Source organism: Nocardioides proteolyticus (genome assembly GCF_051280635.3).
Classification (GTDB): Bacteria; Actinomycetota; Actinomycetes; order Propionibacteriales; family Nocardioidaceae; genus Nocardioides.
In genome coordinates, this window is record NZ_JBNBPO030000051.1 from 1 (window position 1) to 8,777 (window position 8,777).

At 72.5% G+C, this 8,777-nt stretch carries 8 protein-coding genes; 2 read left to right on the plus strand and 6 right to left on the minus strand.

Features of this window, described 5'->3' with window-relative positions:
* The first annotated feature begins 225 nt into the window (after nt 1–225).
* Nucleotides 226–924, plus strand: coding sequence for a hypothetical protein (locus ACPOLA_RS18970; RefSeq protein ID WP_435772069.1), 699 nt, complete (start codon nt 226–228; stop codon nt 922–924).
* An 84-nt stretch (nt 925–1,008) separates the two neighbouring features.
* Here ACPOLA_RS18970 and sucD read toward each other — a convergent pair whose 3' ends face one another.
* Entirely contained in the window at nt 1,009–1,905 is an 897-nt protein-coding gene (gene sucD, locus ACPOLA_RS18975; protein WP_435772070.1) for a succinate--CoA ligase subunit alpha, read from the minus strand.
* A 23-nt stretch (nt 1,906–1,928) separates the two neighbouring features.
* Nucleotides 1,929–3,095 (minus strand): ADP-forming succinate--CoA ligase subunit beta, encoded by a 1,167-nt coding sequence (gene sucC, locus ACPOLA_RS18980; protein WP_435772071.1) that lies wholly within the window; start codon nt 3,093–3,095, stop codon nt 1,929–1,931.
* Nucleotides 3,096–3,417: 322 nt separating this feature from the next.
* Here sucC and ACPOLA_RS18985 point away from each other — a divergent pair, with 322 nt between their 5' ends.
* Nucleotides 3,418–4,521: a M23 family metallopeptidase gene (locus tag ACPOLA_RS18985; protein ID WP_435772072.1), complete on the plus strand. Its 1,104-nt coding sequence runs from the start codon at nt 3,418–3,420 to the stop codon at nt 4,519–4,521.
* 30 nt (nt 4,522–4,551) lie between these two features.
* Here the strand turns inward: ACPOLA_RS18985 and pcrA are convergent, their stop codons facing one another.
* The 4 genes from pcrA to ACPOLA_RS19005 all read right to left on the minus strand — a co-directional run.
* On the minus strand, nt 4,552–7,038 hold the full coding sequence (gene pcrA, locus ACPOLA_RS18990) for a DNA helicase PcrA (protein ID WP_435772073.1): 2,487 nt from the start codon (nt 7,036–7,038) through the stop codon (nt 4,552–4,554).
* A gap of 66 nt (nt 7,039–7,104) precedes the next feature.
* A complete protein-coding gene (locus ACPOLA_RS18995; RefSeq protein WP_435772074.1) occupies nt 7,105–7,464 on the minus strand; it encodes a hypothetical protein in 360 nt (119 codons plus the stop codon).
* A 43-nt stretch (nt 7,465–7,507) separates the two neighbouring features.
* A complete protein-coding gene (locus ACPOLA_RS19000) occupies nt 7,508–8,434 on the minus strand; it encodes a M15 family metallopeptidase (protein WP_435772075.1) in 927 nt (308 codons plus the stop codon).
* Nucleotides 8,431–8,777 (minus strand): response regulator transcription factor (locus tag ACPOLA_RS19005; RefSeq protein WP_435772076.1); only part of this gene is annotated, 347 nt, incomplete at its 5' end. The genes ACPOLA_RS19005 and ACPOLA_RS19000, both read right to left, overlap by 4 nt.

An 8,777-nucleotide genomic window follows, 5' to 3' on the forward strand; every position in this document is an offset into this window, starting at 1 on the left:
GAGGTGGGCCCCACCCGGGACAAGGGTTAGGTCCCGCCGGCGGGGGCGCGGGGGCTGTTGGAGGGAATAACCCCCCCCCGGGCCGGCCCCCCAGGGGGGGGGGCCCCCCCTGCTGCGCGTCCGGCTCGGGGGAACCCGGTGGCGCGATGCAACCGGAGGCCGGTTCTGGGCGTATCCCCTGCGACACCACCCACCGACTCGGGACCACACAGAAAGGGGTGCGCCGTGCACGTCCGCCGGTCCGCCCAGCTCCTCCTCGCCGCCGCCCTCGCGGCCCCCGCCCTGCTCACCGCCTGCGGCGAGGGTCCGGCGGTCCCGGCCGCCGCCGGGTCCGTCCCGGACGGCGTCTCCGCCGAGCACCTGCTCACCGACGACGACACCGTGTACGTCGAGGGCGCCGCCGACTGGTTCGCGACCAGCACCTGGACCCGCGCCGGTCAGGAGCTGTTCGGCCCCTGCGCGATGACCGGGCTCGCCGACACCGGCGCCACCAGCGTGGCGGGCCGGGAGTTCGAGCTCCGCAACCTCGAGCCGGACGCGCCCGCCGTGCGCGGGGACCGGCTGACCCAGGTGGTCGCGGAGTATCCCAGCGAGGCCGCCGCGATCCGCGCGTGGTCGACGGTCAACGGCTGGCTGGAGGAGTGCACGGGCCGCCCCGACGAGTTGACGGACTACCGGGCGCTGCAGACCCGCAAGGTCCCCGTGCCGGAGGCCGACGCCGTGGTGACCGACTCCCACTTCGGGCCGCTGCCCGCGGAGCTCCGCGACGGCGACGCCACCCACCTCATGGAGACCGGCGTGCTGCGGGTGGGCGACCGGCTGACCGTGGTCACGTCCGTCGTCGTCGGCAGCGACTACGACTTCATCGGGGGGACCCCGGTCGAGCGGATGCTGGTGCCGGCAGCGGAGCGGCTGAGCCGCTGAGTCACTGAGCCAGGAAGGGCCCCGGCCCGGACACGACGAAGGTCCGCCACCTGTGGGGGTGGCGGACCTTCGTCACTCGGCGGTTCAGAGGCCCTGAAGGATCTCCCGCGCGAGCTGGGCCGTCGCCGACGGCGTCTTGCCGACCTTGACGCCGACCGCCTCGAGGGCCTCCTGCTTCGCGGCGGCGGTGCCGGCGGAGCCGGACACGATCGCGCCGGCGTGGCCCATCGTCTTGCCCTCGGGCGCGGTGAAGCCCGCGACGTACCCGACGACCGGCTTGGTGATGTTGGCCTTGATGTAGTCGGCCGCACGCTCCTCGGCGTCGCCGCCGATCTCACCGATCATCACGATGACCTTGGTCTCCGGGTCGTCCTCGAACGCCTGGAGCGCGTCGATGTGGGTGGTGCCCACGATCGGGTCGCCGCCGATGCCGATGGCGGTCGAGAACCCGAAGTCCCGCAGCTCGTACATCATCTGGTAGGTCAGCGTGCCCGACTTGGACACCAGGCCGACCGGCCCCTTGCCGGCGATCGTGTGCGGCGTGATGCCGGCGAGGGACTCCTCGGGGGTGATGATCCCCGGGCAGTTCGGGCCGATCATCCGCGTCTTCTTGCCCTGCAGGTAGGACCAGACCTCGGCGCTGTCCTGCACCGGCACGCCCTCGGTGATCACGACGATGAGCGGCATCTCGGCGTCGATGGCCTCGATGCAGGCGTCCTTGGTGAACGCCGGCGGCACGAACAGCACCGACACGTCGGCACCGGTCTCGGCCATGGCCTCCTTCACCGAGCCGAAGACGGGGAGCTCCACGTCGTTGCCCGCGCTGTCGACGTGCGACACCGTGGTGCCGGCCTTGCGGGCGTTGACGCCACCCACGATCTGCGCGCCGGACTGGAGCATCAGGGCGGTGTGCTTGGCACCCATCCCGCCGGTGATGCCCTGGACGATGATCTTGCTGTCCTTGTTGAGGTAGATGGACATCTCTTGGTTCTCTCTATCCCGTCTCAGGCGTTCGCGAGCTCGGCGGCCTTGTCGGCGGCACCGTCCATGGTGTCCACCAGGGTCACGAGCGGGTGGTTGGCGTCGGTCAGGATCTTGCGACCGAGCTCGACGTTGTTGCCGTCGAGACGGACCACGAGCGGCTTGGTGGCGGCGTCGCCGAGGATCTTCAGCGCCTCGACGATGCCGTTGGCGACCTCGTCGCAGGCGGTGATGCCGCCGAAGACGTTGACGAAGACCGACTTGACCTGCTCGTCGTTGAGGATCACGTCGAGGCCGTTGGCCATCACCTGCGCGTTCGCGCCGCCGCCGATGTCCAGGAAGTTCGCCGGCTTGACGCCGCCGTGCTTCTCACCGGCGTAGGCCACCACGTCGAGCGTGCTCATCACGAGGCCCGCGCCGTTGCCGATGATGCCGACCTGGCCGTCCAGCTTGACGTAGTTGAGGCCGAGGTCCTTGGCCTTGGACTCCAGCGGGTCGGCCTCCTCCCGGATCACGAACTCCTCGTGGTCGGGGTGCCGCACCTCGGAGGCGTTGTCGTCGAGCGAGACCTTGCCGTCGAGCGCCTCGAGCTTGTCGCCGGCCAGCCGCGCGAGCGGGTTGACCTCGACCAGGGTCGCGTCCTCCTCGGCGAAGACCTTGAAGAGCTTCTCGATCATCTCCACGGCCTGCTCGAAGACCGGCTCGGGGAACGCGGCCTCGGTGGCGATCTCGCGCGCCTTGGCGGCGTCGACGCCGGCGCCCGGGTCGATCGGGATCTTCTTGACCGCGTCGGGGTTCGTGCGGGCGACCTCCTCGATCTCCACACCGCCCTCGACGGACGCGATGCACAGGTACTGCCGGTTGGACCGGTCCAGCAGGAAGGAGAAGTAGTACTCCTCCTCCGGCGGGGTCGCCGGCGTGACCAGCACCCGGTTGACCGTGAGGCCCTTGATCTCCATCCCGAGGATGTTGGACGCGTGCTCGAAGGCCTCGTCGGCGGTCTTGGCGATCTTGACGCCGCCCGCCTTGCCGCGGCCGCCGGCCTTGACCTGGGCCTTGACGACGGTCACGCCACCGAACTCCTCGGCGGCCGCCCGCGCGTCCTCGGCCGTCTCGACGACCGTGCCCAGGGTGGTGGTCACGCCGTGCTTGGCGAAGAGCTGCTTCGCCTGGTACTCCATCAGGTCCACTGATACGTCCTCACATCGAGAGTCAGGTGCGGTGCGCGCCGCGGCACACCCCCGGGCACACTAGCCCCGCAGCCGTCGCGCGATAAGACCTGGCCCTGCCAGAGTGACCACCGTCACCCGCCCGCTCCGGGGTCCTCGCCCGTCCACAGGTTCTTCGCCGTAGGATTTCGAGGCACTGCCGGCATCGGTTAGGGTCGGCACGCACGTTTCACCCGGCCGTCACCCGACGGCCACCTCCGTCGGAGCCATTCTCGGGCGCCTCGGACGAGCAGGGCGGGCGAAGCGACCGGACCACCGTCCCCCACCATGGAGTCAGCAGTCGATGGGTAACCACCGAGCGGACCACCGCGCCCCGCGCCGCCGCTCGGCCCCCCGTGCCGCTTCCCGGGACAGGTACGTCGGCAAGCGCGTCGCCGGTCGCGAGGCGCAGGCCCCGCCCGTCGAGCAGGCCGTCGAGCCGGTCGTCGCGCGGAGGGTCGAGCCGGTCGAGACCTCGCGCGTGGACCGCTCTCGCGTCGTCCGGGCCGAGGACCGGGCCGAGGTGATGCGGTCAGTGACCCGCACCCCGACCGTCGAGCTTCCCGCGCTCCGCGACATCCCGCTGGTCGACCCGCTGACCGACTCCACCACGGCGCTGCGCGCCGTACAGCCGGGTCGGCGCCGCGCGGTGCGGCACGCCGGCTCCCGCGGCCCGCTGTTCCGGGGGCTGCCGTCGCTGCCGGTCGCGGTGGGCGTCACCACGCTCGCGATCGCCGTGGGCGGCGTGCTCACCTCCCCCGGCGACCCGCAGCTGGCGGCCGGCACGGAGCGGCTCGTCGCCGCCAACGCGCTCACCGGCTCCTTCGGCACCGCCTCCTTCGGCACCCGCGGCGAGACGGTCAGCCGCGACTCCGACCGCGACGCCCTGGCGCAGGCCACCGGCAGCGACGTGGTCGCCGAGGCCGAACGCCACGCCGAGGAGCGCAACAGCGCGCTCGGCGCGCTCGCACGGGACGCCGAGAAGGAGGCCGGCAAGATCGCGCTGAACCAGTGGGTGGTCCCGATCGAGCCCGGTGCCTACCGGCTCACCGCCACCTTCGGTCAGTACGGGCTGTGGTCGAGCTACCACACCGGCCTCGACTTCGCCGCCCCCAGCGGCACCCCGATCCGGGCCATCGCCAACGGCGTGGTGACCGAGGTCGGCTCCGACGGCGCCTACGGCAACAAGACGGTGCTCACCCTCGAGGACGGCACCGAGATCTGGTTCTGCCACCAGACCTCCTTCGCGGTCGAGGAGGGCGACACCGTCCGCAGCGGCGAGGTCATCGGCTACGTCGGCAGCACCGGCAACAGCACCGGCCCGCACCTGCACCTCGAGGTGCGTCCCGGCGGCGGCGACCCGCTCGACCCCTACGCCGCGCTCCGCGCCCACGGCGTCGACCCGTAGGCCCAGCGCCCAGCCGCCCGCCGGGCGTCGTCAGAGCTTGTCGACCGGCGCGTAGCGCAGCAGCAGGCGCTTGACGCCGTCGCTGCCGAAGTCGATGGAGGCGACCGACTTCTCGCCCGCACCCTCGACCGAGACGACGGTGCCGAGCCCGAACGAGTCGTGCGTGACGCGGTCGCCCGGCGCTAGCACCGGCACCGGCTTGGCCGTCCGCGCCTTCGCGGCGGCGTCGGCACGCGCGGCGGCGGAGCTGAAGTTGCGGCGACCCGCCGCGGTCGGGCTGCCGAGACGCGTACCGCCTCCGGCGTCGTACGCGCGGCCCTCGGCGGCGAAGGTGGGGCGCGACCACCGGGTCTGGTCGGCCTCGGTGCGGCGCCAGTCGACGAGGTCGGCGGGCAGCTCGGAGAGGAACCGGGAGGCCGGGTTGTGCGCCGGCGCCCCCCAGGCGGAGCGGACGACCGCGCGGGAGACGTAGAGGCGCTGCCGGGCGCGGGTGACGCCGACGTACGCCAGCCGGCGCTCCTCCTCGAGCTCGGGCCGGTCACCGAGTGCACGGGAGTGCGGGAAGACGCCGTCCTCCATGCCGGTGAGGAAGACGACGGGGAACTCCAGCCCCTTCGCCGTGTGCAGCGTCATCAGGGTGACCACGCCGGTGTCCTCCGGCGCGTCCGGGTCGTCGGGGTCCGGCGCGTCGGGGATCTGGTCGGCGTCGGCCACCAGCGCGACCCGCTCGAGGAAGTCGCCGAGGCCGGGCTCGACGATGCCGGCGTCGACGTCGGCGGGGTCGGCCGACGGGCCGGCCACCGGGTCCTCGGCGAACTCCCGCGCGACGGCGACGAGCTCGCCGAGGTTCTCGACCCGGGTGGCGTCCTGCGGGTCGTCGGAGGCCTCGAGACCGGCGAGGTAGCCGGACCGGTCGAGCACGGTCTCCAGGATCACGTCGGGCCGCTCCCGCGCCGCCACCATCTGCTGCAGCTCCTGCACCATCGCGACGAACTGCTCGATGTTGGTCTGGCTGCGGGTCGCCAGGCCCGGTGCCTCGTCGGCCCGCTGCAGCGCCTCCCAGAAGGTGATCCGCTCGCGGGTGGCCAGCGCGTTGACGCACTCCACGGCCCGGTCGCCGATGCCCCGCTTGGGGGTGTTCAGGATCCGGCGCAGCGAGACCTGGTCGTCGGGGTTGGCCAGCATCCGGAGGTAGGCGAGGGCGTCGCGGACCTCGCGCCGCTCGTAGAACCGGACGCCGCCGACGACCTTGTAGGGCAGGCCGGTGCGGATGAAGATCTCCTCGAACACCCGCGACTGGGCGTTGGTGCGGTAGAAGACCGCCACGTCGCTGGGGCGCAGCCCCGCATCGGTGAGCCCGTCGATCTCCTCGGAGACGAACCTGGCCTCGTCGTGCTCGTCGTCGGCGACGTAGCCCACGATCCGCTCGCCGTCGCCCGCGTCGGACCACAGCCGCTTGGGCTTGCGCCCCTCGTTGCGCTCGATGACGGCGTTGGCCGCGGTCAGGATCGTCTGCGTGGAGCGGTAGTTCTGCTCGAGCAGGATCGTCCGGGCGTCGGGGAAGTCCTTCTCGAAGTCCAGGATGTTGCGGATGTCGGCGCCGCGGAAGGCGTAGATCGACTGGTCCGCGTCACCGACCACCATCAGCTCCGCCGGGGGCACGCGGTCGGCCGGCACGCCGTCCAGCGTGTCGGGGTCCAGCGGCTCCTCGAGGTCCTGTCCGCACAGCTGGTGGATCAGGGCGTACTGCGCGTGGTTGGTGTCCTGGTACTCGTCGACGAGGATGTGGCGGAACCGCCGGCGGTAGGTCTCCCGGATCTCCGGCCGCGCCTGGAACAGCCGGACGGTCTCCATGATGAGGTCGTCGAAGTCGAGGGCGTTGGCCTCGCGCAGCCGGCGCTGGTAGGTCTGGTAGGCCGCCGCGTAGGTCTCGTCGATCGAGTTGCGCGCGTCGGCCGCCACCTCGTCGGGGTCGCGCAGCTCGTTCTTGTGGTTGCTGATCCAGTGCAGCACCGGGCCCGGCTGGTAGCGCCGCGGGTCGAGGTCGAGGTCGTTGAGCACCAGCGTGATCAGCCGCTTCTGGTCCTGCGCGTCGTAGATCGAGAAGTTCGACCGCAGTCCGCCGCCGACGAGGTGCTCGGCCTCCTTGCGCAGGATCCGCACGCACGAGGAGTGGAAGGTGCTCACCCACATGATCCGGGCCCGGTTGCCGACGAGCTCGGAGACCCGCTCCTTCATCTCGGCCGCGGCCTTGTTGGTGAAGGTGATCGCCAGGATCGAGCCCGGGTGCGCGTTGCGCTGGGAGATCAGCCACGCGATCCGCCGCGTCAGCACCCGGGTCTTGCCCGAGCCGGCGCCCGCGACGACGAGGAGGGGCGGGCCGGAGTGCTGGACCGCCTGCCGCTGCGGCTCGTTGAGCCCGTCGAGCAGCTCGTCGGGGCCCAGACCGCGCCGGGCCGCGGCTCCGCCGTCGCTCGGGGCGCTCTCGGACCGGGGCGTCGTCGGCGTCGTACTCATGCTGCGACCAGCGTACGGCGCCGCACCCCCAGCTGCTCCGGCCGGGCGGCCGAGCGGCGGCGTCGCTCAGCTGGCGTGCGCCGGCGACCAGAGCACGGCGATGCACACGTTGGCGATCGCGAGCAGCAGGAGACCCGCCCACAGGCCCTGCGGGATTCGCGGCTTGCGCAGATTGGCCATCACCAGCACCAGCAGCACCAGGCCGACCAGCAGCTTCACGCCGATCTTGGCGTGGTTGACGTCCTCGTCGCCGGCCTCCAGCACGCCGACCAGGAACAGCCCGGTCAGGAACGCCGTGCCGACCCCGTCGCGCATGACGCCGTTGACCCGCTTCTCGCCCTCCCGCGCCTGGACGAGCAGCCCGCCGATCAGCGCGGCGAAGCCGAGGATGTGGAGGATGAGCAGGATCAGGCGCAGGGTCTCCATGGGCTGCACTCTAGGGCGTCCGCTGCCGCGGACGGACGACCGGTCAGCGCCCGGTGGCGGAGAAGTGCTGGTAGTCCTTGAGGGTCCGCCAGGCCCCGCCCCAGCTCCACCCGATCCGAGCGAACTCACGCACCGCCACCGAGTCGGGCCGGATGATCCCGGGCTGGCGCCGCGACCGGTCGAGATAGGCCGAGGCGAGCTCGGGCAGCACCAGGTCGCCCTTGTGGTAGGGGTTGAGGAACGGGTTGATGTCGATGGCCAGGCCGTAGGCGTGGGCCGACCACGTCGTCGTGCCCCGCGACGCCCGGCACACGAGGGCGGCGGTGTTGTTGCCGTCGCCGGTGGGGTGCGCCTCGAGGTCGGCCGTGGTCGGCAGCCGCATCTCCTCGATCGGGAAGTCCGCGCGGAACAGCGCCCGGAACACCGACACCACGTCCTCGGCCTCGACCGCGGCCAGGACCAGCTCGCCGGTGTGGGCCTCGCCGTCGAAGCCGCGGAACGTCACGGTCACGTAGCGCAGGCCCTCGAGGTCGACGGGACACCGTGGGGACCACGTCTCGCCCATCCGGCGCCGGATCTGCGGGGTCACCGGTCCGATCGTCGCGTGGAACCGGCCGTCCGCCGGCGGGGGCAGCAGGTCGCGGGTCGGGAACCGCCGCACGCGCAGCTCCGGCGGCGTGGGCAGCACCTGGCCGAATCCGTCGGGGCGCAGCGGCAGCGGCGTCGCGCCCAGCTCCCACTGCGAGTACGACGCCGACGACCCGTCCGGCGACGGCCGGCCGGTCGCGGAGCCGGTCCCCGACCGGCCCGTCGGGTCCGCGCCCGGGGTCGCCGTCGCGCCGTCCGTCGTCTCCGGTGACCGGGACGCCTCCGGTGCGTCGGCGCCGGGTCCGCCGGTGCAGGCAGCGGCGAGCAGCGCGGCGGACAGCGCCAGGCCGGCCAGCGCCCCGGCCGTCCGGCGGTGGGTCACAGCAGGCGCCGATCCGACGCCCACCGGGTCAGCTCGTGGCGCGACGACAGCTGCAGCTTGCGCAGCACGGACGACATGTGCGTCTCGACGGTCTTGATCGAGATGAACAGCTCCTTGGCCACCTCCTTGTAGGAGTAGCCGCGGGCGATCAGGCGCATCACCTCGCGCTCCCGCTCGGTGAGCCGGTCGAGGTCCTCGTCCACGCTGGCGAGGTCGGCGGAGAGGCCGGCTCCGGCGAACGCATCGAGGACGAAGCCCGCGAGCCGCGGGGAGAACACGGCGTCGCCCTCCGCCACCCGCCCGATGGCGTCCACCAGCTCCGGCCCGGTGATCGTCTTGGTGA

Excerpts from the sequence above, each read along its gene's own strand:
- ACPOLA_RS18995 (WP_435772074.1), bottom strand. The coding sequence starts at position 7,464 with ATGGAGACCCTGCGCCTGATCCTGCTCATCCTCCACATCCTCGGCTTC.
- sucD (WP_435772070.1), bottom strand. The coding sequence starts at position 1,905 with ATGTCCATCTACCTCAACAAGGACAGCAAGATCATCGTCCAGGGCATC.
- ACPOLA_RS18985 (WP_435772072.1), top strand. The coding sequence starts at position 3,418 with ATGGGTAACCACCGAGCGGACCACCGCGCCCCGCGCCGCCGCTCGGCC.
- pcrA (WP_435772073.1), bottom strand. The coding sequence starts at position 7,038 with ATGAGTACGACGCCGACGACGCCCCGGTCCGAGAGCGCCCCGAGCGAC.